Annotated in this window: 20 protein-coding genes and 1 pseudogene; 14 read left to right on the top strand and 7 right to left on the bottom strand. The window is 59.6% G+C overall.

Annotated elements, in window-relative coordinates:
- Positions 1-25: 25 nt before the first annotated feature.
- Positions 26-1,153, top strand: coding sequence for a CsgG/HfaB family protein (locus tag ACREP4_RS15915; RefSeq protein WP_431597174.1), 1,128 nt, complete (start codon positions 26-28; stop codon positions 1,151-1,153).
- Positions 1,154-1,712: 559 nt separating this feature from the next.
- Here ACREP4_RS15915 and ACREP4_RS15910 read toward each other — a convergent pair.
- On the bottom strand, positions 1,713-2,564 hold the full coding sequence (locus ACREP4_RS15910) for a hypothetical protein (RefSeq protein ID WP_431597173.1): 852 nt from the start codon (positions 2,562-2,564) through the stop codon (positions 1,713-1,715).
- A 151-nt stretch (positions 2,565-2,715) separates the two neighbouring features.
- Here ACREP4_RS15910 and ACREP4_RS15905 point away from each other — a divergent pair, with 151 nt between their 5' ends.
- On the top strand, positions 2,716-3,591 hold the full coding sequence (locus tag ACREP4_RS15905) for a M15 family metallopeptidase (RefSeq protein WP_431597172.1): 876 nt from the start codon (positions 2,716-2,718) through the stop codon (positions 3,589-3,591).
- Between the two features lie 10 nt (positions 3,592-3,601).
- Here ACREP4_RS15905 and tssM read toward each other — a convergent pair whose 3' ends face one another.
- From tssM to ACREP4_RS15890, 3 genes are read right to left on the bottom strand one after another with little or no spacing between them, the layout of a single operon-like run.
- A complete protein-coding gene (tssM, locus tag ACREP4_RS15900; protein WP_431597171.1) occupies positions 3,602-5,884 on the bottom strand; it encodes a type VI secretion system membrane subunit TssM in 2,283 nt (760 codons plus the stop codon).
- Between the two features lie 15 nt (positions 5,885-5,899).
- Positions 5,900-7,315, bottom strand: coding sequence for a hypothetical protein (locus ACREP4_RS15895; protein WP_431597170.1), 1,416 nt, complete (start codon positions 7,313-7,315; stop codon positions 5,900-5,902).
- Between the two features lie 38 nt (positions 7,316-7,353).
- On the bottom strand, positions 7,354-7,614 hold the full coding sequence (locus ACREP4_RS15890) for a PAAR domain-containing protein (protein ID WP_431597169.1): 261 nt from the start codon (positions 7,612-7,614) through the stop codon (positions 7,354-7,356).
- A gap of 120 nt (positions 7,615-7,734) precedes the next feature.
- On the opposite strand from ACREP4_RS15890, the gene ACREP4_RS15885 reads away from it, so the two are divergent.
- From ACREP4_RS15885 to ACREP4_RS15875, 3 genes are read left to right on the top strand one after another with little or no spacing between them, the layout of a single operon-like run.
- Entirely contained in the window at positions 7,735-8,748 is a 1,014-nt protein-coding gene (locus tag ACREP4_RS15885; protein ID WP_431597168.1) for a type VI secretion IcmF C-terminal domain-containing protein, read from the top strand.
- A complete protein-coding gene (gene tagF / locus ACREP4_RS15880; RefSeq protein WP_431597167.1) occupies positions 8,745-9,728 on the top strand; it encodes a type VI secretion system-associated protein TagF in 984 nt (327 codons plus the stop codon). Before ACREP4_RS15885 ends, tagF begins: the two co-directional genes overlap by 4 nt.
- Positions 9,728-10,513: an OmpA family protein gene (locus ACREP4_RS15875; RefSeq protein ID WP_431597166.1), complete on the top strand. Its 786-nt coding sequence runs from the start codon at positions 9,728-9,730 to the stop codon at positions 10,511-10,513. Before tagF ends, ACREP4_RS15875 begins: the two co-directional genes overlap by 1 nt.
- Positions 10,514-10,547: 34 nt before the next feature.
- On the opposite strand, the pseudogene ACREP4_RS15870 reads toward ACREP4_RS15875, so the two are convergent.
- A pseudogene (locus ACREP4_RS15870) lies at positions 10,548-11,027 on the bottom strand (type VI secretion system protein TssA); the annotation flags it as partial.
- On the opposite strand from ACREP4_RS15870, the gene ACREP4_RS15865 reads away from it, so the two are divergent.
- The 5 genes from ACREP4_RS15865 to ACREP4_RS15845 are packed head-to-tail and all read left to right on the top strand — an operon-like array spanning position 11,019 to position 15,839.
- Positions 11,019-11,462, top strand: coding sequence for a DUF2345 domain-containing protein (locus tag ACREP4_RS15865; protein ID WP_431597165.1), 444 nt, complete (start codon positions 11,019-11,021; stop codon positions 11,460-11,462). The pseudogene ACREP4_RS15870 and the gene ACREP4_RS15865 overlap by 9 nt on opposite strands.
- Positions 11,459-12,328 carry a DUF4123 domain-containing protein gene (locus tag ACREP4_RS15860; RefSeq protein WP_431597164.1) on the top strand — a complete coding sequence of 290 codons (870 nt, stop codon included), beginning with the start codon at positions 11,459-11,461 and terminating at the stop codon, positions 12,326-12,328. The genes ACREP4_RS15865 and ACREP4_RS15860 overlap by 4 nt, the downstream gene beginning before the upstream one ends.
- On the top strand, positions 12,328-14,157 hold the full coding sequence (locus ACREP4_RS15855) for a T6SS effector BTH_I2691 family protein (protein WP_431597163.1): 1,830 nt from the start codon (positions 12,328-12,330) through the stop codon (positions 14,155-14,157). Before ACREP4_RS15860 ends, ACREP4_RS15855 begins: the two co-directional genes overlap by 1 nt.
- Positions 14,158-14,169: 12 nt before the next feature.
- The gene (locus ACREP4_RS15850) at positions 14,170-14,895 is read left to right on the top strand and encodes a hypothetical protein (RefSeq protein ID WP_431597162.1); all 726 of its coding nucleotides are present in this window, start codon (positions 14,170-14,172) and stop codon (positions 14,893-14,895) included.
- On the top strand, positions 14,895-15,839 hold the full coding sequence (locus ACREP4_RS15845) for a DUF6708 domain-containing protein (RefSeq protein ID WP_431597255.1): 945 nt from the start codon (positions 14,895-14,897) through the stop codon (positions 15,837-15,839). The genes ACREP4_RS15850 and ACREP4_RS15845 overlap by 1 nt, the downstream gene beginning before the upstream one ends.
- Before the next feature lie 293 nt (positions 15,840-16,132).
- Here ACREP4_RS15845 and ACREP4_RS15840 read toward each other — a convergent pair whose 3' ends face one another.
- The gene (locus ACREP4_RS15840) at positions 16,133-17,173 is read right to left on the bottom strand and encodes a formylglycine-generating enzyme family protein (RefSeq protein ID WP_431597161.1); all 1,041 of its coding nucleotides are present in this window, start codon (positions 17,171-17,173) and stop codon (positions 16,133-16,135) included.
- Positions 17,174-17,261: 88 nt separating this feature from the next.
- Positions 17,262-17,561, bottom strand: a complete 300-nt coding sequence (locus ACREP4_RS15835) for a hypothetical protein (RefSeq protein ID WP_431597160.1) — start codon at positions 17,559-17,561, stop codon at positions 17,262-17,264.
- 389 nt (positions 17,562-17,950) lie between these two features.
- Between ACREP4_RS15835 and lexA the strand changes: the two genes are divergently transcribed.
- The 4 genes from lexA to ACREP4_RS15815 are packed head-to-tail and all read left to right on the top strand — an operon-like array spanning position 17,951 to position 23,849.
- Complete coding sequence (lexA, locus tag ACREP4_RS15830) at positions 17,951-18,553, top strand: transcriptional repressor LexA (protein ID WP_431597159.1); 603 nt, start codon at positions 17,951-17,953, stop codon at positions 18,551-18,553.
- Positions 18,554-18,555: 2 nt separating this feature from the next.
- The gene (imuA, locus tag ACREP4_RS15825; protein ID WP_431597158.1) at positions 18,556-19,170 is read left to right on the top strand and encodes a translesion DNA synthesis-associated protein ImuA; all 615 of its coding nucleotides are present in this window, start codon (positions 18,556-18,558) and stop codon (positions 19,168-19,170) included.
- A gap of 6 nt (positions 19,171-19,176) precedes the next feature.
- Complete coding sequence (locus tag ACREP4_RS15820) at positions 19,177-20,595, top strand: Y-family DNA polymerase (RefSeq protein ID WP_431597157.1); 1,419 nt, start codon at positions 19,177-19,179, stop codon at positions 20,593-20,595.
- Positions 20,592-23,849 (top strand): error-prone DNA polymerase, encoded by a 3,258-nt coding sequence (locus ACREP4_RS15815; RefSeq protein ID WP_431597156.1) that lies wholly within the window; start codon positions 20,592-20,594, stop codon positions 23,847-23,849. Before ACREP4_RS15820 ends, ACREP4_RS15815 begins: the two co-directional genes overlap by 4 nt.
- Positions 23,850-23,962 lie beyond the last annotated feature (113 nt).

Here is a 23,962-nt window from a genome sequence, read left to right as displayed (position 1 = left end):
GGCCGGCCTTGCTGCGCTTGTCATCATGGCAACGAGTTTTTCCAGCCAAGCGCTACCCGGCCTGGGTGCACGGGAATGCTCCAAGTCGACAGGTACGTTGCGAATCGTCGAGCCGGATGACGGCTTGGGCGCATGGGCGACTTACGGCTTGCCGGCGCCGACGCGCATGTTGCGGGTGATGGTGAACGACTCCAAGTGCTTCAGCGTGCTTGATCGCGGTGTTGGCTTTGCCGCGGCACAGGCAGAGCGCGAATTGGCATTGGGCGGGCACCTGCAGCAGAACGAGAACATCGGCGCTGGGCAGATGCGAGGTGCCGACTTCGTGTTGATTCCCGACATCATTTCGCAGAACCACAATGCGGGCGGTAGCCACATCGGCGGTGATGCGTCTTCCGGACGCAGTCGGGGCCTGATGGGCGGCATGTTGATGGGTTTGGCCGGCAAGATGTCCAGCAACAAGCAGACCGCACAAGTAGCGTTGACGCTGGTGGACGTGCGCAGCTCCGAGCAGCTGATCAGCGTGACGGGCGAGGCGAAGATCACCGATCGCGCATGGTCGGCGATGGTGGCCGCATCCAGCGTGCAGGGCCAAGCGGGTATCCGCGTCGGTAGTTGGGAAAATACCGAAATCGGCAAGGTGATCATGGAAGCCTATGAAGAGGCTTTCGATGAGATGGTGAAGGAACTTCGGAAGCAACGTCGTTCGATCCAGGCACGCCTGCGGGACCAGCCAATTGCCGCTGCTCCGGTTGAGCAGCCTCGTCCGATGATGGCTGCCAGCCTGCCCGCGCCGCTGATGCCGCCTTCTGCTGCAGAAGTCATGCCGCCGTCGGCGCACGAGGTGATGCCGCCTTCCGTTCACTCGGCGCAGATGCAGCCGGCAATGGCCATTGCCGAACCGCAAGCGCCCGGTGCAGCGTCCGGCAGGGTTGAAGTTGATATCGACAAGCTGGCCAGTGGTGGAACCTTGGCATTGCGTCGCACCGCGCGTTTGCTGGCCGCTGCCAGCAGCCAAGCGGCTGCGGTGGCCGAACTTGCTGCAGGCATGCTGTTGTTCCCGACAGGCAACAAGCAGGGCAGCATGCTCGAAGTCGAAGATGAGATGGGCAACAAGGGCTGGGTGCCGGCCGTGGCCGTGATCATCGCGGAGTAATCGCGCACTAGCGACCTTCATGCGCATGTCGCATGGAGGTCGCAAGCGCTGGAATTCTTGAGGTGCGCGCTACTGTTCCGTAGCGCTGACTGCATCGATCAAGGTGACAGTAGTCAATCCAATTCAGCCGTCTTGGTGCACGCCAAGGCGGCTGAATTGTTTTTTGGCGGGTGTTGTAACGGCGAAGTTGAGCGCGAACGCAAGTCGGCGGCGAAGCGAGGTGCTTGAGTCGGATGCCTGCGGATTCCTGATCGGCACGAAGTAAATGACCTATGGCTACGCGTGTTGCTGAGTCATCCGTTGCTGATCTTTGTTCAGTTGCCTTGCTTGAAACATGAAAGCCCGGGAAGCGGAATGCGCTCCCGGGCTTTGTTGCTTCTGCGAATGCTTGAAGATTGCGGGCTGCGACAAGGCGATGTTGAAGACGTTCTATTGGGATCACGAACTCCTGCTGCTGTCATAGCGCCGTTCTTCGCTTGTCGTTGACGGAATGTGGGAGTTTTGGGCCAAGCCAATGCTTCTAATTTCCCGCCTGATCGAGCGCCACACTAAGCGGTAATCAGCTGCCAGGACATGCGGGATCTGTGGCATCCAAACCAGCACAGATGGTGCTGCGGCACTCGACACCTTGAAGCGTATTGGCACTGGGGCAACGACGCAGCAGTGCCTGGATGTTCGACTGCGTGGACGCGGGCTTCCTTTCAGTTGCTTGATTGGAGCCGACGCGAGCGCTTTGCGTGCGTTGATGCTGGTCGACTTCAAGGCGTGCGATCAGATCATCCAGCGTCTGCGGTTTGGTTGCGTCAGGCGCTTTGTCCTCTTCCTTGATGATGCCAAGCAACGTGACGAGCAGCGTTTCATCGCTCGTCACTTGGTCGGATGTTGCGGTAGCACGCGTCTTTGCTTTGGGTCGACTTGCGGTCGCATGACGAGCTGCCTTGGGTGGTGCAACACGGGCGAACTTCGCGGCCGGTGTCGCCGCGGGCTTTGTCGCCGTCGCCGTCGCTTGCTTCGGTGCGTCCGGCAATGCCGCTACCGGTTGCGCGAGCTGCGCCGGCTGGATTTCAGCTTGTGGAGCGACTGCGCTTTCATCAGGCACGTTCACTATTCGCGCCGCGCCGTCAGTGGGTGCAGCAGTGGGCCTAATGGCCGGCTTGGATGTGGGGGCGATCGTCAGCGCCTTGGCTGGCAATGCTGCCGAGTTCCCGTTGGCGACTCGGGGCGCATCGTGTGAAAAATCCCAGAAGAAAATGCCAGCGGTAATGGCTAGGACGGCAGCACTTATCACCCACCGAAGCGGGTAGTTGTGCAGGAACGAACTGCCCGGAACGCGCGGCGCTTTCTTTTCCGGAAGGCCTTCCATGTCTGCGAGAATGCGGCCCGATGTTGGCTCCGCGTCTTTGATCTGCATCCCACCAGAGAGCAGGCTCGGTCGATTGATTCGGCCACTATTCAAGTGCATCCAGCCCTTGGTTTGAGTCGGCATATGCCGATGCGAATTTTCAGCATTCTTAGTTAAAGCGTTTCAGGGCGTCAACTGAAACAAACGTCATGGAGGGCGCGTGTTGGTGATCGTAATTGCAGCGGTGTTGATCTTTCTGTTGTTGGCATTGGTGTGTTGGTGGCTTTTGTTTCCGGCGTCGATGAACCGGCTTGTCGATGCGGTTCAGCGTGTAACCGTTGGGGTGCGTGGGCATATCGGCGACGCGGGTGATCGCGCAGAGCAGCGGATGTCCCGCGCAAAAAACGGAGTTCAGCGTGAAATCGGCGCCGCCGGCGGTACGATTCGCAGGCACTGGCCGATCCTGACACTTTCAATTGCGCTGCTGACGGTGCCGCCGGCAATCATCTTCATGATGCGTCAGACCGTAGTGCTTGCCGACTTCCAGGGTGAGGACCATTCGACCTCCGGCACGATGGTTGCGCAGCTGTTGCGCGGTGAACGTCTGCGGCCGCCTCCACCGCCGCCGCCGGAGGCATTCACCACCGCTGAAGTGCGCAAATTAAAGCCTGAAATCGTTACTGCTGATCGAAGGTGGGAGCAGATTGATCCTGACCTTCAGCAGCGGGTTCTGGCCATCTACGAAGTGATGCGACGTCAGTACGGCTACGAGATGGTGCTTGTCGAGGGCTATCGAAGTCCGGAACGTCAGGCCGAATTGATGGCAGCAGGAAAGGCCACCCGAGCAGGTGCCTGGCAGAGTTGCCATCAGTATGGACTAGGTGTTGATAGCGCACCCATCCGCAACGGAAAGTTGCAGTGGAACATGGAAGATCCATGGACGCAGCGCGGCTATTACTTGTACGGAGAACTGGCGCAACAAGCGGGTCTTGAGTGGGGTGGGAGCTGGCGCAGCATCAAGGATTTCGTGCACGTTGAAATGCGTGATCGTTGCCGTGCGGCGCGTACCGCCAAGCGCGCGGAGCTTGCTCGGTAGGAGTGATAACTCAGGTTATCTGCTGGTATGGTTCGCCCCCGATGATCCGGGTCGGGCCCACCGGCTGTGACGCCAAGGCCGCCGTCGGATTCTTTCGCAGCACCGTGCGCTGGAACCACGCACTGATGCCCTTCTGCGCCTTTGCCGATACCGCCAGCGCTGGCGGGTTGTCCCACACGGTTTCCCGGTTGATGGCTTCCAGCAGCGCACGCAGCGGCGAGTTGGCTGCATCACCCAAACGCCCGATCCGGGTAACCGCTTCATCAAACGTGCTGAACTCGGCAATGCTCAAGCCCTGCACGAACTTGCCCCACTCATGGGCGTATTCCTGCTTGTACAAACCGACCAGCTCACGGGAAACATGCTCCGGGCTACCGGCCAGCGACAGGTCGCTCTTTTCTGTCGTACCCAGCACCCAATCGGTGCTGCTCAACTGCGTATTGGCGGCTTCCTTGACGGCATCGCGCACGTACTCTTCCCACGCCTTGCGGGTGAATGCACCGGAGATGGCGTAGCTGCCGTTGATCAACTGCGCATTGCGCTCTTCGCCGACCAGGCTATCTACCGTCACCGTGCCGAAACGTGCGCCGGCACGCGCCTTGATCTGCGCGAACACGCGCTCCATCGCGGGTTGACCCTTCATCACCTGTGACAAGGCCTGGCGGGTATCAGCGACCAACGTGACCTTGTTTTCAACCTGCGGCCAGCCCGGCAATGCAGCCTGGGCCACGTGGAAGTTCATCAACTTCTCGGCCGCACGCACCATCTCTTCGCGACTCATCTGGCCGCGATTGGCCTCCAGCCAAGTGCGCCAGAACAATGTCAGCTGCTGCGCCAGATGCGCACTCTCAGCATACTTGCCGTTGCCCAGCATCAGATACGTCTTCAATGCGTTGTACGCATCGTTGGTGCTGGTCGACCACGTCCACAGGCCCAGCGACAGCGCCAGTGCGCTCACTGCGGCGAAGAACACACCGTAACGCAGGCGATTCTGTCGGGGGCTGGAGTACTGTTTGACCAACTCACGGTCGACGAAGATCACCTTGCGGAACAGGTTCTTCAAGAAGAACGCCGTGTGTCCACTTGGTGCCTCGTCCTCATTCGAGCCCTGTTGTAGCCCGAACTGGCGGCCCACCCGCTCCGAGGCGTGGTGTACCGAACGACCTTCCTGCAGCGCGCTGCTGAAGTAGAAGCCACGGAACACCGGCTTGAACTGGTACGGGTTCTCTTCAAACAAGGTCGCAATGAAGGTGCGCAACGCCGGCTTGATGCCGACAAACTCCAGCGGCAACGACAGCATCCCTGGCGACACATCGCGGCCGCGCTGCATGGCCATATGGGTCAAGCTCATTTCCTTGATGCCTTCGGCCAGCTCGTCGAAATGCACGTCGAACGCAGCCAGCGCGTCGTTGTGCATCGGGTCCGCCGGCAGCGTCGCGCCCCATACATGGTCGCGCTCGCTGGGATCAAGATTCCGGAAGAACTCGCTGAAACCGGCGATCAAGTCGGCCTTGGTGAACAGGACGTACACCGGGGCGAACACCTCCAGCCGCTCGGTGATTTCCTGCACACGCTGGCGCAGGTTCTTGGCCAGTTCGATTGCGAACTCCGGTTTGCTGCCGGAAAGCTCCGCGATGCTGGCGGCGATGATCACGCCATTGATCGGCGCGCGCGGGCGGTTCTGCTTGAGCAGGCTCAAGAAGGTGAGCCACTCCATCCGGTCTTCGACACTCACCGAATAGCGCCCTGCGGTATCCAGCACGATGCCGTTGGTGGTGAAGTACCAATCGCAGTTCCGGGTGCCGCCCATTCCCTGAATCACGTTGCCGCGACTGTCCTCGAACGGGAACTGCAGCCCCGAGTTGAGAATGGCGGTACTTTTACCGGCCGCAGGATTGCCAAGAATCACGTACCACGGCAATTCATAGAGCGCTGCATTGCCCTTCAACATGCCCATGCGCGATGACTTGATCTGCTTGACCGCATCCATCATCCGGCGCCGCAACGCCTCGACGTCAGCACGCTGCGCTGGCTGCGCATTGGTCACCGCCTTGTCGGCTTCGCCCTGCACCATCGCTTCCACACGCTTGGCCGCACGACGAGCGAGCAGGCGCTTGACGCCCCATATCAGTCCGGCAAGCAACAAAAGCGCCGCCAACACTGCGGCCACCCAGATGCCGATCTGTCTCGCCTCAGCCTCCCCGTATCGTGCCAGTGCCGCGGCACTCACCAAGCCGACCACCATCCATAGACGGTAGTCGCGCAAGTAGTAGCTGTAATTGCTCAAACTCATGCAGGGATCCAAGGGTTAGTTGGCGGGTGGCACTCCGGCCACACGCAACGAGGGGGAAAGAGGGTCGACCAGTGCAAACATGCGTTGCTGCTCGTCTGCGACACCGAGCAACAACACTGCGTCATTGGGATACTGCTCACGCTGGGCCAGCGCCAATGCCAGTTGTGCCAACGGCATGACCAGCCCGATGTCGCCGGCATGCAGCGCCAGCGAGAAACTTTGCGGGCTGAACTCAAGGTCTGGATTCAGCGCCGCAGTGACTGCGGCCGCATCCACCACCGCGTCTACATCACGGTCCGCGTCATGCAGGACGAACTGGATTTTCTCTTCATCCAGTGTCAACGACTGCTGCCATTGCTTCGCCAGCGCCGACAGCTTGCGGCGTCGCTCAGCGGGGCGCTGCACTTCGATCTGATCCGGATGCAACAGATGCGGCCTTACCAATCGCGTCGCTGCATCGCCTGCCAGCTGTGTCGTGGATAGCAGCAATCCCGCGGCACCTTCACCCGGCACGCGTCCTGATGGCTGTGCAGCAGTCGCCAGCACACCGCTAGCCTGCCACGCATTGATCACGACTTGATCGATATGCGAGCAACAGGCTAACAACACATGCCAACGCGGCTTTCCTGCAGTAAGTGCCGCAATCAACTGTTGCAGATGCGGCCATACACCACGCGCGTCGGCCAACGCCGTCAGCCGAACTTCAAAGCGCCGCTCATCCAATCCGGTCTGCGTGACCTGCCGATGCAGCCACGTCTTTACCCAGCCATGCAGCGCTTCCGACCATTGCGGAGGAACCAGCAATTCGACAACGAGCACACGATCAATGACCTGATCCGTGCGACGACGCAAACCTGCGATTACCACTTCTTCGCCATTTTCCAACACAGGAAGCACACCAACGGCAGCGTCCAGCAACTCCTCCAGAACCGGCTCTAGTAGCGCCAGTGCACGACGTTCGTGGGCGGCGGTATCCAGGCCATCCTGCTGCGACAGCAACACGCGTTCTTCATCCAAATCCGACGCCGCGCTCACGCGCACCGGCAAACCATGCATATCGCGGAACCGTGCACTCAGCGTTGGTCCCCTTGAACGACCCGCTGAATTCAACAGCGCACTGGCATTCATCTCATCGCCAACGTGCAGCCCCGCCGCTAACAGTGCGACAGCAGACGCTGTTGCATCGGCCACTGCATCAACCGCGCCGCTGTGCGAGCCGCTCGTATCGGAAGACACGCGCTTCCGTTGACGCACAGCGCCGCGCAGCATGAGGCCAGCGCCGATCAACCCGGCCGGCAGCAAGACCAACCAGGCAAGCAACTGCAGACCAGAGGGAGTCACGCCACTGCTTCGCCAGTAAATGATTGCCCCGCCCCAGGTCGCGATAGCAATCACGCCTACCAGCACGGCTTTTTTTGACCATCCAGCCATCAATCGTCCTGCTCCATGCGCTTGTTTCGCACCTGTACTCAGCGCACGTCCGTACTTGTCTGCGATGCCAACAACGCGGCACCGCAAGCAGTCTTATCACCGTCCCTGGCAACTGGCTGACCATCGATCAGCACGCTGACATCTCCACTGACAATCGATGTTGGCCCGTGGCGCGAACACACGGCGCGGTCACCCTTGCGAGCAACTGCCTTCCCATTGATGTCAGTTTGACTGGCGCCAGATATCACGCTGCCGCCGTGATCCAACTTGTCGCCGACGACGATAAATGCTCGTCCCATTTGTCACGCTCCTTATGATCAGCGTGATCCAGTCATTCCATCGCCCCCTGTTCACTGGCGATCGGCAAGGCGTTTGAAGGCATTGCGCGACTGGTCAACGAGCGTGGCGATCAGCCGGCCGTGATCAGCCGCTACTTCGACACGCTGAGCAAGTTGCGCGGGCGTTTGAATGCTATCAAGAGTCAGGGCGATATCGGCGTCGGTGCACGCAATCTGATGCAGGACACCTTCAAGAATGAAGGTTCCGAGTTTACCGCCGCCTTGGCATTGGTCGACGAACAAGTGCTGACCGGGCTGGATGAAAAACAGCGTGAGGCGTTGCGTCCGCTGTTGCTGCGTCCGTTGACACAGACCTTTGCGGCGCTGGCGCCGTTGGCCGAAGAGGAAATCAATAAAAGCTGGAAGGCGCAGGTGTACGGGCCATTCAAGGCGCGTATTGGGGCGCAGTATCCGTTCAATCTGAATTCGGATGTGGACGCGGCAGCCAGCGATATTGCGGGCATTTTTGGCGCCACGGGCAGCATCGCGACGTTCAACAAGGATGCGATGGGAACCTTGGTGATCCAGCGCGGACCGTTGCTTGAGGCGCGTCGTTGGGCCGGTATAGGCATCAACCTGTCGGCGGATCTGGTGGCCAACTATGGCAACTGGGTGAGCGGTTCGGCAGCAGGCGTCGCGCAGGACAGCACCATCTTCGAGATTCTGCCGGCGCCGGCCACCGGTGCGGTGGAGTACACCATCGAGATTGATGGCCAGGCCTTGCGCTACCGCAACACGCCGCCGCAGTGGATGACCATGCAGTACCCGAACCCGGGGCACATGCCCGGCGTAAGGATCACGGCAGTCACTGGTGACGGCCGCACGCTGGAAATCTTCAATGCGCCCGGCACCAACGGCTTCAAGCGATTGATGGCGGAAGGTAGCTACGAGCGCGTTGGCGACTCAAGCCGAATCACCTGGGCAGCTGAAGGTGTGGGTGTGACGGTGGAAATGCGGATCGTTCGCCGTGCTGGGGCAGGCTCGGATGGCAGCGATTGGCAAAAGGGTCTTCAACTTCCTGAGCGGGTTGCTGGGAGCGCACCGGTTGCGGCTGCCAGCCCGGCCGGATCGGTCAATGCAGGAGCTTCGCCATGAGCCTCGTCGTCAATGCCGGTGTTTCATATTTCGGCAAAGTGCCTTCGCGCGGCGACTTCGTCCGCGCCGGTGACAACCATCAACTGTTGGGCTGGTTGGACCGCTGGGCAGGAGAAAGTCTGGACCTGCTGAGCCAGAGTCCGGACTGGAAGCAGCGCTACGATGAGTCGCCGGATATCCAGTACGCCTTCCTTGGCTCGCGCAGCAAGCTGGTGTTGTGTGGCCACTTCCTGGCCAGCCGTGATTCCTCCGAGCGTCGCTTCCCGTTGCTCTCGGCGGTGCGCCTGGATGCGGCCGAGCCGCTGCGCTTTATCGGCTGCAGTCCGTTGGCAATGGCCAATGCTTGGTCGGGGCTTGCCCGCTTGGCGCGCAATGCGTGCCAGGAAGAGGATGCCGGCCCGGCGTTGGCACAATTGGCCGATGCACGCTTCAGCATCAGCACCGATCCGGCCGATTACAGCGGTAGCTTCCAGGACTTCATGGACGGCACCACGCTGGGCGAGCTGGAACAACGGCTGCGCGATAGCGGCCACGGCGAAGTGTCGATGCAGAACGCGTTCCCAGCCTTGGGCATGCTGCTGCAGCCGGTGCTTGGCGGTGGCGGCGCGAACGTCGACAAGGCGCTCGTGTTCCCGCTGGTGCGCGACCCGGTGTACCGGCCTCTGGTCGCGGCGTTCTGGTTGGAGATGGTGTCCTGTTTTGTCGCCCGCGCCGACTTCGAACTGGCGGTGCTGATTCGCAATGACGCTGCGCCGACCATGGTGGTGGGCTTCAAGGGCGCGGACCATCAGGCCTTGCGTGCCGCATTGGATCCGGCGGAGGCGGGCGACTTCCTGATCCGTCTGCAACATTCGGAATGGGTCGAGGACTTCCTGCAGGCCGACTACAACCTCAATCGCCTGGACAGTTTTCTGCAACGCGATGACCTGGCCCTGGGCACCGCACGGCGGCTGTTCGGCGAGACCTTCCTGGGAACCTGATGATGCATTTGTTCAAAACAACTTCCGTTGCCTTGGCGCTACTGCTGGCGGCATCACCCTCTATTGCACAGCAAACTGCCCCGGCGCTTGCAGCGGCAGAGCGCCCGGTCGTGATCGAAGGCGTGGTGCCGGATCAGGCGACCAAAACCAAGCTGCTGACCAACCTGAGAGCGGTTTATGGGGCCAGCCGCGTCGTCGACCGCATCCAGGTGGACGACATCGCCATGCCACCGAACTGGGGCGACTACGTCGCCAGCATGATCAGCTCCGGCCTGACCCGCGTTTCACCGGGAAAGCTCGAAGTCAGCGGTCAATCCGTGCGGATTACCGGTGAAGTCAGCAATGAAGCGCTGCGGCAGCAAGTGGCCAGCGACCTCAGCTTGGCAAGCAACACGTCGTACACGGTCACCAATGCGCTCAAGCTGAGTTCGCAACAGGAAGTGCTGGATCAGACCTTGGCGAACCGCATCATCGAGTTCCAGAGCGGCAGTGCAAAGCTGACGCCGTTCGGCATGAGCATTCTCGATGAGATGGTCGCCAAGATGCTGCAGATGCCTGACAGTCGCTTCCTGATCATCGGACACACCGACAACGTCGGTCAGCGTGAATCGAACCTGGCGTTGAGCCACGCGCGCGCTTTGGCGGTGAAGAACTATATGGTGATGAAGCGTATTCCCGTATCGCACCTGGACGTGCTCGGCAAGGGTCCGGACGAGCCGGTGGCCGACAACACCAGTAACGACGGTCGCGCGCGCAACCGACGTATCGAATTCCAGATTCAGTAACGGATTGCCGTTTCAGCGCCGGCTGCGCACGGGGTCAATCCCCGTGCGTGTCCGCGGCGATGTCCAGCATCTCTTCCATCTGCTCCAGCGTGCCGTGGTCCTTGATGACGCGCTTCAGCCACACATGCAGCGGCATCTCACCCCAGCGCGCTGCCTTCTCTGCGATGTAAGCGACCGGGCTGTGCGGCTCGGTACGCCGGAAGAATTCCGCCACCTGCCGCAGTTGCGCCAGGGCTTCTTTGCGTGTGGCCAGCGCGCCGGCCGGGCCGGTACGCGTGGTCACGGCGCCGGTTGCAGCGAGGGGAATGTCTGCAACGAAAGCATCCGGTTCGTCGATGTCTGTAGGACTGGCGGCTTCGCCGTCGTTGTCCAGTAGTAATCCGGCATCGCGTGCAAAGCGCAGCGTGGTGCGCTCCAGTTGATCCAGTAGCTCACGCGCTGCGGTGAAGCTGGGGCCGTCCAGTCCCAAACGATTGTCGACGGCGGCCTGCAGTTCCAGCAGTGCGTGTTTGCAGTCGGGGAGGGTGCTGATGGTTTGGTGCTGTACACCGCAGGCAATGCCCCTGCTGCCGGAAGCCCCTATCAAGAGGGGGGCATAGCACTGCATGCAGCACAGGGAAAAGTCAGCGCCCGCGCGCACAAGAATCAAATGAAAGTGGCCGCCAAAACCCAGGTGCGCATCAGCAGCACTGAAGCAGATGTGCTGCTTTCTGCACCGAGTAAACACCTGTTGGCGAGCGCCGCTGGTGCGTATATCCGAATCGAAGGCGACAACATCGAGTTGGGCGCGCCGGGAAGGATTGAGTTTAGGGGGAGTCAGAGGGAGTGGGTTGGGGCGAAGAGTGCTGGTCCGGAATCTTTGAAGTTTGGGGAATCCGACGTCAAACCCTGTGGGTTCACCACTCAGCAGGCCGACAACGATGGTGCTGCGTTGGTGCCCCTGGCATGAGCCAAATGAGAAGGAGCCCTGCGCTGAAAATTGGACACCGGGAGTTCAACGCGTACGAATACGCATTGATAAATCCAATGCAGGTTGATGATAGTCAATGGCGAGATTTGCCTTCCGAGGCCCTGAATAGCCCGGCGTTTAGGGTTAATCCAGAAGTGCTTCCGCGTTTGGTTGCGCTCAATGAAATGAGCGATAGCCAGCGAGAGGAGCTACTCGCGCGTTGCGCGCGATGGATGAGGAACAATCAGGCGCCATTACTCAGTGCCTTGATGCGCAGTGATTGCGAACGGGTTGCGTTGTCGGCACATCTTGTTAGTCAGATGACGATTAGTTTCAAGCAGCAGAAATGTTGGCTGCGATTCCATGATCCACGCGTCTTCGCCCGGCTGAGTTGGCTGCTCAATGATGTTCAGCTGCGTCGACTATTCGGTCCAATAACTGCATGGGCTTGGTTCGACGTGTGGGCGGACAATTGGCATATATGCCAAAGGCCGACACGGGTAGAGAATGCCATGCCCGGCAGGCTGGAGGCTGAGCAATGGGCTGCTCTCCAGCGCCTGCCTTACTTGAATCGATGCCTAAAACAAATCAAGCAGGATGAGCAAATTTCGGGTGATTACCATTCATTGGCAAAGCGCTTGGACACTGCCTTGCACGAAGCATGGTCACTAGGTTTGAAAGATCGAGATGACGCTTGTCTGTACGCACTTTGCATTGAGCGTAACGGGCCTCGTTGGCCGGAAGTTCCGCGTATTCGTGAGGCAATCCGACAAGCGGAGCAAGGGCAGCAATCCTTGGTTCGCTCTCTTGCGGATGATCAACACCTTTCTGTGCATGAAATAGAACCAGTTACGAGGTATTTCTGATGTCTGTCGCCAGCCAAACACCATCCCATCAATGCCCGGTATGCACGATGGTCGGCCTCCCAATCATGCCGTTGCGTTATGCATTGGCTTGGGCGGGCGAGGATGTGCCTGAGGGCAAGCATGCTCCGCGCGTGGATGCGCCGTTCGATGCAGGTACATACCCGGATCTGGGTACGGCGTCGGCGTACTACACATTGCGGATGCTGCGAGCTGGCTATCTATATGTCTACGATGAGGCGCGTCGTGAATGGTCCTCATACGAAGTGGCTTCCGATGGTTCTCTGTTTGCTTTCGAAATCGATGACGGGCCCAGTCCGGGGGGCAAACCGGCGCCAGATATGTGTAGTCGTGCGATATCGCCCTCACTTGCACGATGCATTCAGGTCAAGGATGCCGCCAAGGCGAGCAAGCTGTGGCTCTCGCATAGTGATGCGCAATGGACGGCAGCGGTGAAGGCTAGCCATGATGAAGCTGCATATCGTTCAAAACATATGAGCTGTATTGATGTGGGGGGCTGGTTTCAAAGCAACGGGAAACGAACACAGGCACATCTGTCAACACTGAAAGATGTATTTGAACGGGTCAGTGAGTACGCATTGCCGGCTGCGGAAGCACTCTATTTCGACAAGCTTGAAAGAGATCGCGGCAGTGCGGGAGTCGGTGCGGTAAACATGCGTGGTATGAATGTATCGCCCCAGCCGGCCTTTATGTTATCGAGTTACGATTTTGCAGCCCGGGATCGCAGTGATTTCAAGGGGGTGTTGTGGGGGAAGAACCCCGATACAGCGCCGCCCGATCAGCCGTTCGCGATGGTTGCATTGGATGATCCTGTTGGCATCACTAGCGAAATTGCGGAGTTGATGAATGATCGACTTGATGCATTGATGTCGCAGCCTGATCGCGTGCGGCCCTTGGCTGCATCTGCGGCGATCCTGCAGTTACGCGATGCTGTGGAACATCAGACAGTGCTGAAGGCAGGGGAGGCCATGCAAGCCGCAGCGGATTCTTTGGGGGACTATGCAGATTTCCGAGCTGGGATGGGGAGTGGTGATCCCATGCGTGAGAGCATTCCACTCACCGCTGAGGACCTGAAGCGGGTGCGTTCTGGTGCGTGGAAGAGCAATGGTTACCAGGAACGCTATGACGAGGCTAAGCGTGCGGAATGGCAGCTAGCTCACGACAAAGAGCTTCAAGCATTGGATGAGGCGGTAATTGCCCCGCTAGCGGGTGCACATGTGAAGTTGCTGGAGTCACTTAATCTACAGGTGCACTTGCAGTGCAACTACGACCCGAATCATGCGCTGAGCGGCGCAGCCTACTTGGGCACTGTTCTTTCATGCATTGTCGATACGCAGGATAAGGTGCCGCAGATGGAGTTGTATGCGCGCTGGCTGGAAAGCAGTCCGCAGGACAAGAATAACTTGCTGCTACGAGCCTACACGCTCAATCAGGATCAGCTAGCCGACGAAGTTTCAAAGGCTGCGGAGAGTGCAGGAGCAATGGACTGGGGCAGCCTTCCTTGGTCCACCTTGTTCGGGCTCTATGGTACGGCGCTCGCTGCCTCCGAAGGGGCAGCGAATATATATGTGGCGAGGCTCATCAAAGAAACCATCGGGCCTGTCGCAAAGCTGTTGAGCAAGGTGGTCGATGGTCCAGTAAAGCTGTACGGCGTACTGGCATGGGGTATGGCCGGAAAAATGCCGCTGGAAAAAGTGACGCTGATGGGGAAAAAATCGGGAGACATTGTGCGACAGGTGATGGCTTCGATGGAGAGAGCGACAGGGCGGCGCACTCCCTACCAAGCAGTTCATGCGGAGCTGAGGCGATAGCAGATACTCGGGTTGGATCTGCGGAAGTCGCGTTCGGATATCAGTTTCATAGGGGTTCGTCAGGATGGTAGCCTGGTGCCAGAGCTGCGGTATCGACAAGAGCGCGCGAATTTTATCAACAATAAGTTGGCGAACTGGCGTGAAGTAATTAATGCCGACATGCGTGTAGGTTTAGCTGGATCGGTTCTATCAGCGGTGGCATTGGGTACGGTGTACAAGAAAGCGATCAACGGGATGCAGCATGAGTACGAAGAGTCTTGGGCGCGAGTTTGGACCAGTTGCGCTGCCCTGATTGGTACTGCACTGGAAGCGGGAGGAAAGCAGGTGGAGAGGCTTGCGGCTGCGAAGCTTCGCTTTGCGCGTTATTTAGCGATTGGTGAACGACTGGTTTCTATCGGTCGCGTTTTTAGTGCTATTGGTGGATTTATTCTTTCAGCTGTGGATTTTTATAGGGCTTGGAAAGAGTATCAGAGGGGTAACAATAAAATGGCAACGCTATGCGCGTTATCAGGTTTGGCTGGCTTTGGATTGGCCGTGGCGATTTATTATGGTGCTCTCGTTTTGTCGGCTTTTCTCTTGCTGGCTGTTGTTCTGATTGTTATCGCATTAATGGTTTGGGGTGATAACTCGCGGCATGCGTGGCTGGATCGTTGTATGTGGGGATTTTTAAGCAGCGAGCGTTATGATGACAAGGACACCGAACAAGCGGAATATCGGCTTGCCGTGGGGGCTTGCTGATGCGCTATCAGGGGATTGTTCCTTTAAGGCCGTTTCCGGTAAATCGCCATCTGACCAAACAGGATGATGCATATCGACTTGAACAACGGCATCGAATGGATGAGTTGACTCCATGCGCGGGCCTTATGGTGATCAGGCTCAATTCGTCCTATTTGGAACTGGTGGATAAATATTTCGACTGGAAAGGATATTTGACTGCCTGGACGTTTGTAATGTGTCTGTTCACCTTCTTTGCTGGTGGAATGTTCATTTTCTCTTCCTTCCAGTTCTTTATGGAGGGCCGGTCCGACGTGTATTTCGGATTGGTAGTGGGGGTTGTTCTATTTTCTATGGGGGCTGTGGCTTTCGTGCTTGGGCGGCATGACTGGATTCACTACACTCACTTCCCTATTCGTTTTAATCGGAAGACTCGCATGGTCCACGTGTTTCGCAAAGACGGTAGCGTGTTAAGTACATCATGGGATGGCCTGTTCTTTACCTTGGATAGCGATGCCAATTTCTGGGAGCCCAGGGGGCATGTGCTTGATCCAGACGGCATCACAGTGCGGGAAACATTTGCACTCGGTGTTTCGAGTATTAATAATAAAGAGGGATTGCGTAAGATTCACGCGCACTGGGAGTTCTGTCGGCGTTATATGGAGGATGGAGCTGAGGCAGTGGCGCCTTATGTAAAGCAGGTACTGCCGATTGATGGTAGGCGCGAATCCTTTCGTGTGGGTTATGAAGTTCTGATGTCCCACTATAGAGATACGGAGTCCGTGTTGGGCTTCGTGATGTACGTTATTATGTGGCCAGTATTGGCGCTGTCTTCGCTCGCCCGCTGGGTGGCAATGCGTACGAGCAAGGTTCCGCGTTGGCCTGCAGAAATTGAGGCGATGAACGAAGTGAGCACGGATGACTCATATTGCATTGATGCGAGAATAAATCCGCCTGGACTGCGCTGATTGATGATGCTGATGATTACGTTTAAGTTTTCAAACAATAGCATTCATTTAGAGTGAATCTGCGTTGTTTAGATCGGGAGTATCAGGGTGCCAATTGCGTTTTCAGAGCAATATCCGCCGCTATGGCCGACCTTTGGTGACGCTAAGCAGGGCCGACGTAAATACACCCGCTGTGACATCTTTATGGGTGGAGTGGCGGCAGTTCCCGCCGCAGGGGGGCTAGCTGCGTCTGCTGAGGCGGAACGGGCTGCTTAGCAGAATGGCAATGATGGCCAGCCGCGCTACGCGTAAGGCTATTTATTATGTAGAGAAACGGGTGCTGGATTGTTGACGGTGCAGCGGAAACCATAGAGTAGGGTGGATTTGAGATTCCCATTCTGGTCAATTTCTTGCCCTGGTTTCTCATGTAGGCGTGTCATGGTCATCGTGCTGCGGCTATCGCTTGCCGGCCAGCTGCGCAGAACCTTTTCAGTGCCAGTTTCTGGGCCGGTTGGGTTGTGGGCTTTGTCGCTGTGGTCGTACCAATCATCAGCGTACCAATCCTGCACCCAGTCGAGAGAGTTTTTGGTCAGATCGTATAGCCCAAGTGGATTGGGTGAGAACGAAGCGATACGGTAAGGGCTGCCACCTCGTCCTCCGTTGATGGCTGCAATAAGCTGGCGACTCGGCACATTGCGATTCCATTCCAACTTGCCGTTATCAGTGGGGTAGACAATCCAGCGACCCCGATCACGGGCGGCGTATTCCCATTGCGCTTCGGTTGGTAGGGAAAACGATTGGCCGGTGATCTTGCCGACCCATTTGCAGTAGGCATCGGCTTGTTCCCAGATTACGCCAGCAGGCTTGTCGGGCGCGCGCCATGCGGGACGGTCGCCCAATATTTTCGTATAGATATCTTCGGTTTGTACGGTCGGCACTTTGTTGGCCTCGGCATACAGATCGAATTCTGCCAGCGTGACCTTGTACTTGCTGATGGAGTAGCTATCCAGCGTCACTTCATGCAATGGACTGCTGTTGACATTGCCATCCCACGGCAGCTTTTCTTCGCTTTGCAGACGGCCGAAATCACCCATCTGGAAAGTGCCGCCCTCCACGAATATCTGGTCCCGTTTGGATTTGTCGGCCAAGGCGCGAATGCGATCTCGCAAAGACCCCCTCTGGATCTTTGCCAAGTCTGCCACCAGGCTCTCGGGTTGCTTGAATACCGACAGATCTTCAGGAATCGGGTGGACGATTTCATCCGGATATATGCCTTTTTCGTGGCTGGTAGCGCATGCCACCTGCGTCGTCAGAAGAGCTGCGCTACCAATAAACAGGAACAGGGAGGGCTTCATCTAAAAGTGTGTCCATACGTTGAAGTCGCTCGGATTCTTGCACATTGGAGTGTTGCGTTGCCGCAGTGACCGAGTGTTCATTCCGGCCTCATTCGAGGAGATTCGCTGCATGGCTATGCAGGTCGTTGAATTCGAGTGTGAGTGAGAGAGTGATGATGCAAACTTCGGCTTGCACATGCTGATGCTTGCTGACCGCAGCCGCGGCAAATGCGCGCCGGGAGGCGTCTGTGAAAGCATGGGCTGAGCCATCATGCTGCCTCTCGAAACCTGCAGACCCCGTCGATTCCTCCTGCTGCATATCTGGCTTGGCAGCGATGTGCTGGCGGCCTAAACACTCGACGGCATCGAGCAAATCAGGCCAATAGTTTTGACAGCGACCAATTGGCATTGTGGGAACATATTCGCCAGTACATGGAAGAAGACGGCCCGCCGTTACAACCGAAGGATCAATTGCGGAAGACGGATGTGAGCAGGGTGTCGACGTTTCCGGCGGAGATTCTTGCTGAGGTTGGTGGGGCACCGCTGGATGCGGCTGGCATCCAGGCGCAGATAGATGCGGTGACTCCGGGACGAAGGTGATACGCAGCCCCACAGTTTCATGAAGCTATCCGGGCAGGCTGCCTTCTATTTCCTGGTGAAGCTGACGTAGTGCATCCACGCGAGTCGTCGAGGACTTTGCGGCCATCGAATCCTCAGAGCGCCTTCCGGCACCTGCTTCCTGCCATCGCCGCAATCATTCATTGGCAGCCCCTGCCCATTGGTGTACATATGTACACCATGTCCGAATTGTCCTCACAACGTGCTGCGGTACTTGCCTTCCTGCGTGAGCGGGTGGGGGAGGGTGCGCCGCCCAGCCTGGCTGAAATCGCCGCCCACTGTGGCTTTGCCTCACGCAATGCCGCGCAGAAGCATGTGCAGGCGCTGGCGGCTGCGGGGCTGATCGAGCTGCGCATTGGGCAGAAGCGGGGTATCCGTATCCCCGGTGGCGAGCCGGATGCTTTGCTGACCTTGCCGGTTCTGGGGCGGGTGGCGGCGGGGCTGCCGGTGGGGGCGGACATCGGCTTGGACCGCCAGTTGCGATTGGATCGTGGGCTGTTCGCGCTGCAGCCGGATTATCTGCTGCAGGTGCAGGGCGACTCGATGATCGATGACGGCATTCTGAATGGCGATCTGGTGGGCGTGCACCGCAGTCGCGATGCGCGCAATGGTCAGATCGTGGTGGCGCGCGTTGACGACGAAATCACCATCAAACGGTTGGAGCGCTCATCGAGCGGCATCCGTTTGCTGCCGCGCAATCCGGCGCATGCGCCGATCGTGGTGGCGGCCGATGCCGACTTCGCGATTGAAGGCATTTACTGCGGCCTGATCAGGCAGGCTTGAGCATGGGCGAAGTGTTGGCCCTGGATGAGCTGATGGCGGCGCGCACGGTGTGGCGTGCCAGCCGTGGCAGTGCGCTCAACCATGAGGGTGAACCCACGGGACATGCGACGCTGGATGCGGTGCTGCCGACCGGTGGTTGGCCGCGTAAAGCCTTGACCGAATTGCTGCTGCCCGCTGATGGCGTGGGCGAAGTTTCCTTGTTGCTGCCGACGCTGGCGCGGATGACCGCCGCCGGCAAGCGCGTGGTGCTGGTGGCGCCGCCGTTCATACCTTACGCGGCGGCGTGGCAATCCGGTGGCGTGGAACTGGCCGGCATGGACGTGGTGGAGGCCGAGCCGCGCGATGCGTTGTGGGCGTTTGAGCAATGCCTGCGCAGTGGTGCCTGCGCGGCGGTGTTGGGTTGGCCGAAGACGGCCGATGCACGCGCATTGCGTCGCTTGCAGGTGGCAGCCGACAGCGGTGATTGCTGCGGCTTTGCGTTGCGCGACCGCCGCCATGCAGTGAACGCGTCGCCAGCGGCGCTGCGGCTGGAATATCTGCCTGCGCATGATGCCTGGCAGGTGCGCAAATGCCGCGGCGGACAGGTTCCGACGCAGCCACTGCGTCTGGTGCAGTAAGCCGCCATGCTCTGGGCCTGCATATTGCTGCCGCAGCTGGCGCTGGATGCTGTCCTCCGTCGTCTGCCTGATCCGCACGAGCCGCTGGCGTTGGTCGAAGGGCCGGCGCAGCTGCGTCGTTTGCATGCGGTCAACGACAGTGCTGCCGAGCACGGGCTTACGCCGGGTATGCGTTTGTCTGCGGCGCACGCGTTGTTGGCGCAGGTGCGCACCTTGGATTACGACCCCAAAGCCGAAGCGCATTGGCATCGGTTTCTGGCGGCGTGGGCGTACCGGCACAGCTCGCTGGTCAGCCAGCAGTGGTCGCATGCAATCGTGCTGGAAGTGCAGGCCAGTTTTCAGTTGTTTGGGCCGTGGCCACGTTTTGAGCGGCGCCTGCGCAGTGAGCTGGAAACGCTGGGCTTTCGTCATCGCATCGCGCTGGCGCCAACGCCGCGCGCGGCGCGGGTATTGGTTGGTTTGCGCGATGGCATGGCGGTGACGCAGCTGGCGCAGATGCAGTCCATGTTGGACAAAGTACCGGTGCGGCGCGCGGCCTTGCCCGATGATGCGGGCGAACGGCTGCATCGCATGGGTGTGCGTACGTTGGCGGCCTTGCGGGCGCTGCCCAGTGATGGCGTGCGTCGTCGTTTCGGCGGCGACGTGCTGGAGCACCTGCGCAAGCTCTATGGCGAGGCCGACGATCCATTGACCTGCTACGCGCCGCCGGATCATTTCGACTCCCGGTTGGAGCTGGGGTACGAAGTTGAAACGCACACTGCGCTGTTGTTCCCACTGCGACGTTTGATCGGCGATTTGTGCACCTATCTCTCCATTCGCGATGGCGGTGTGCAGCGTTTTGCATTGCGGCTGGAACACGAGGAAGGCCATACCGATGTGGAGGTTGGTCTGCTGGCGGCGGAGCGTTCGCCGTCGATGTTGTTTGAACTGTCGCGCAACCGATTGGAACGCGTGGAGATACCGCGTCCGGTAGTGGCGATGCGATTGCTGGCGCGGCAGTTGCCGCCGTTCATTCCTGCGGCGCGCGATCTATTCGACACGCGCCCGCAACAGGCGATGGATTGGCCGCATCTGCGTGAGCGTTTGCGCGCACGATTGGGGGACGACGCGGTGTATCGCTTGGTGGCTGGCGATGATCCGCGCCCGGAGCGTGCATGGCGGCGCGTGGTCGGCGATGAACTTCCAGAGGTGACTGCGCCCGAGCGTCCACCACGCCCGACCTGGTTGTTGCCGCATCCGGTGCCGTTGCGTGACACGCGCGTGCGCATTCTTTCCGGCCCCGAACGACTTGAAAGCGGTTGGTGGGATGGCGACGATGCGCGTCGCGATTACTACGTGGTGGAGACCGTGCACGGTCAGCGTGCTTGGGTATTCGCCGCACCTGGCGAGCAGCACGGCTGGATGCTGCAGGGCTGGTTTGCATGAGTTGGGATGACCTGCCGCCGGGCGTACAAGCCGATACACCTGGCGCCCGCCCGCCGCGTCGTTGGAGTGTGGGCCAGCGGCTGAGTGCGGCGGCCAATGACGACATCGTGCATCACGACCGAGATGGCAGTCCTGCGTATGCGGAGCTGCATTGCATGTCGGATTTCTCGTTCCTGCGCGGTGCGTCCGATGCGGAGAAATTGTTCGAGCGTGCGCGTCACTGCGGCTACGAAGCATTGGCGATCACCGATGAGTGCTCGTTGGCCGGCATCGTGCGCGGCTGGGAGGCCGGCAAGGCAACCGGCTTGAAGCTGATTGTCGGTAGCGAGTTCAAACTTATCGACGGCGTGAAGCTGGTGCTGCTGGTGGAGAACGCCATCGGCTATACGCAGCTGTGCAGCCTGATCACCAAGGCGCGGCGTGCGGCGAACAAGGGCGAATACCGCTTGAGTCGCGCTGATATGGAAGACGTATTGAAGGAACAGGCGCTGGGCCTGTTCGCATTGTGGTTGCCGGCAACGGTGCCCGATGTGGAGGAGGGCAGCTGGCTCAAACGCGTCTTCAACGAGCGCGTGTTTCTCGCGGTGGCATTGCATCGCGAGTGTGATGACGCCGCACGTTTGGCGCAGTTGTTGGCGTTGTCACGGCAGTTGGATCTGGTGCCGCTGGCCAGCGGCGACGTACACATGGCCACGCGCCGCGAACGCATGGTGCAGGACACACTCACCGCCATTCGGCATACCTTGCCGTTGGCCGAGGCCGGTGCGCATCTGTTCCGCAATGGCGAACATCACCTGCGCGCACGGCGCACGCTCGGCAATATCTATCCGGCGGAGTTGTTGCAGGCGACGGTGCAGTTGGCGGCGCGTTGCAATTTCGACCTCAAGCGCGACATGGATTACCGGTACCCGGCGGAGTTGGTGCCGGACGGACATACGCTGGCCAGCTACCTGCGCGAACTGACCGAAATCGGCGTCCGTGAGCGGTGGAACGATGCGAAGCCGATGCCGGAACGAGTGCGCGCGGATATCGAGCAGGAGCTGGCGTTGATCGCCGAGCTGAAGTACGAAGCCTTCTTCCTTACCGTGCACGACATCGTGCGCTTCGCGCGGTCACGCAACATCCTCTGCCAAGGCCGTGGCTCGTCGGCCAACTCGGCGGTCTGTTACGCGCTGGGCATTACGTCGGTCGACCCGGGTGAGAACAAGCTGCTGATCGCGCGGTTTCTGTCCAAGGCACGCGACGAGCCACCGGATATCGATGTCGATTTCGAGCACGAACGTCGCGAAGAAGTGCTGCAGTACGTCTATAAAAAGTACGGACGTTCGCGTGCGGCGCTGGCGGCGACGGTCATTCGTTATCGTGGCAAGAGTGCGGTGCGTGACGTGGCCAAGGCGTTCGGGTTGCCGCCGGATCAGATCACTCTGCTGGCTGATTGCTACGGCTGGGGCAATGGCGACACGCCGATGGAACAGCGCATTGCCGAGGCTGGTTTTGATCTGCACAACCCGCTGGTGGCGCGCGTGTTGGCAGTGACGTCGATGCTGATCGATCATCCGCGTCATCTGTCGCAGCACGTCGGCGGCTTTGTTATTTCCGATGCGCCGCTGTCGTCGGTGGTGCCGGTGGAAAACGCGGCGATGGCCGACCGGACCATCATCCAGTGGGACAAGGATGATCTGGAAAGCATGGGCCTGCTCAAGGTCGATTGTTTGGCGTTGGGCATGCTCACCTGCCTGCGCAAGACGATGGATCTGGTGCGTCAACATCGCGGCCGTGACTTCGACCTGGCCAGCATCCCGTCCGAAGACCCGCAGACCTACGCGATGATCCAGCGCGCCGACACCATTGGCGTGTTCCAGATTGAATCGCGGGCGCAGATGGCGATGCTGCCGCGCTTGAAGCCGAAAACGTTCTACGACCTGGTAATTGAAGTGGCGATCGTGCGGCCAGGGCCGATCCAGGGCGACATGGTGCATCCGTATCTGCGGCGCCGGCAGGGTCTGGAGCCAGTGACGTATCCGTCCGATGGGGTGAAGGACATTCTCGGTAAGACGCTGGGCATCCCGCTGTTTCAGGAACAGGTGATGGAGCTGGTGATGCACGCCGGTTACAACGCCGACGAGGCCGATCATCTGCGCCGCTCGATGGCGGCATGGCGGCGCGGTGGCGATATGGAGCCGCATCGCAAACGCATCCGGGAACTGATGGAGGGCAAAGGCTATTCGTCCGAATTCATCGACCAGATCTTCGAGCAGATAAAGGGGTTTGGCTCGTATGGTTTCCCGCAAAGCCACGCCGCCTCCTTTGCCAAATTGGTCTACGCCAGTTGTTGGTTGAAGCGGCACGAGCCGGCGGCGTTCGCCTGTGGCCTGCTCAATGCACAACCGATGGGTTTCTACTCGGCCAGCCAGCTCGTGCAGGACGCGCGTCGTGGCTGCGCCGAGCGTGAGCCGGTGGACGTGTTGCCGGTCGATGTGATGCACAGCGATTGGGACAATCTGTTGGAAGGTGGTCGCGCCTGGTGCAGTGCGGCCGATCAGGGCGCGCAACCCACGTTGCGGCTTGGTCTGCGGCAAGTGGCCGGATTCTCGGAAGCCGCAGCACTTGCGTTGATGGAGGCACGCAAACAACGTGCTTTCAGCAGCGTGGGCGATCTGTGTCTGCGCGCGGGTTTGGATGCCCGGGCGCGCGAAGCCTTGGCCGAAGCCGGTGCGCTGCAGTCGTTGGCCGGCAACCGCAATGCGGCGCGCTGGGCCGTGGCCGGTGTCGAGCGGCGGCGGCCGTTGTTGCCGGGCAGCCCTGAGGAGCGTGAGGTGGCGTTGATCGCGCCTGCGGCCGGAGAGGAGATTCTTGCCGATTACAACAGCACTGGCCTGACCCTGCGCCAGCATCCGATGTCCCTGCTGCGCGCGCAGATGACGCAGCGTCGCATCATCGATCTGCAGGCCTTGCGTGCCCGCCCGCACGGCAGCGGCGCGCATGTGGCCGGGCTGGTGACACAGCGGCAGCGGCCCGGCACCGCCAAGGGCACGATCTTCGTCACTCTGGAAGACGAGCACGGCATGATCAACGTGATCGTCTGGCCGCATGTGGCATTGCGCCGCCGTCGCGCATTGCTGGAATCACGGTTGATGGCGGTGCGGGGGCGCTGGGAGCGGGTAGATGGCGTGGAGCATTTGATCGCCGGTGATCTTTACGACCTGAGCGAATTGTTGGGCGAGCTGCAGGTGGGGTCGCGTGATTTCCATTGAGTGCGGGACTGGCTTGTACGGCCCAATGTTCTTTGAAATGTGTATGTGGACACGTAGGAGCGGCTTCAGCCGCGAAGCCAACGATGTCGCCGCTCGCGGTATCCACCATCGCC

It is taken from the genome of Stenotrophomonas sp. (assembly GCF_050737575.1).
GTDB lineage: Bacteria > Pseudomonadota > Gammaproteobacteria > Xanthomonadales > Xanthomonadaceae > Stenotrophomonas.
Note: the sequence above shows the minus strand (reverse complement) of the source record. Positions and strands in the feature narration are given on the sequence as shown.